Raw genomic sequence first — 1,205 nt, forward strand, 5'->3', positions numbered from 1 at the left:
AGCTCGTTGACGGTGTCTTCGTCAAAGCCATCGATGTTGAGCATTTCTTCCAACGGTACGTAGGCAATCTCTTCCAGGCTGGTAAAGCCTTCATCAACCAGCACCTGTGCCAGATCTTCGTCGACTTCCAGCTCGTCGATGAAGTTGCGCAGGATGTCGCCGGTTTCTGCTTGCTGCTTAGCCTGGATGTCCGATTCGGTCATCACGTTCAGGGTCCAGCCAGTCAACTGGCTAGCCAGACGCACGTTCTGACCACCGCGACCGATGGCCTGAGCCAGATTGTCTGCGCCAACGGCGATGTCCATTGCATGGGCATCTTCGTCAACGATAATTGCCGCAACCTCAGCCGGGGACATGGCGTTGATCACGAACTGCGCCGGATTGTCATCCCACAGGACGATATCCACACGCTCACCACCCAATTCGCCCGACACTGCCTGGACGCGCGAACCGCGCATACCAATGCAAGCGCCTTGCGGGTCGATGCGTTTGTCTTTGGAGCGGACCGCGATCTTGGCGCGCGAACCCGGGTCACGGGAAGCAGCCATTACTTCGATCAGGCCTTCAGCGATTTCCGGCACTTCGATGCGGAACAACTCGATCAGCATTTCCGGCGCTGTACGCGACAGAATCAGCTGCGGGCCGCGGTTCTCGGTGCGAATTTCCTTGAGCAGTGCACGCAGGCGCACACCCACCCGGAAAGTTTCGCGAGAAATGATGTCTTCACGAGCCAGCAGCGCTTCAGCGTTGTTACCCAGATCAACGATCACGTTGTCACGGGTTACTTTCTTCACGGTGCCGGAGATGATTTCTCCCAGACGCTCGCGATAAGCATCAACGACTTGAGCACGCTCGGCTTCGCGGACTTTCTGCACGATAACTTGCTTGGCAGTCTGCGCAGCGATGCGGCCGAATTCGATGGACTCGATTTTTTCTTCGACAACATCACCGACCTTCGCGCCAGGATGCGTTTCCTGAACCTTGCTCGGCCAGGTTTCGACAGCCGGATCATCCAGGTCTGCTTCTTCGACTACCGTCCAGCGACGGAAAGTTTCATAAGCACCGGTGTGGCGATTGATTTCCACACGCAGATCAACTTCGTCTTCAAAACGCTTTTTGGTTGCAGTGGCCAGAGCCAGCTCCAGCGCTTCAAAAATTACGTTTGCCGGTACGCCCTTTTCATTGGATACCGACTCAACAACCAG

General features: G+C 56.0%; 1 protein-coding gene. It reads right to left on the reverse strand.

Features of this window, described 5'->3' with window-relative positions; translation table 11 throughout:
* Positions 1-1,205: transcription termination factor NusA (nusA, locus tag ACIPIN_RS28960; RefSeq protein ID WP_401124936.1), on the reverse strand; the 1,205-nt coding region annotated here is incomplete at both ends.

Origin of the sequence: Pseudomonas sp. NPDC087697 (assembly GCF_044743155.1) — a bacterium.
Classification (GTDB): domain Bacteria; phylum Pseudomonadota; class Gammaproteobacteria; order Pseudomonadales; family Pseudomonadaceae; genus Aquipseudomonas.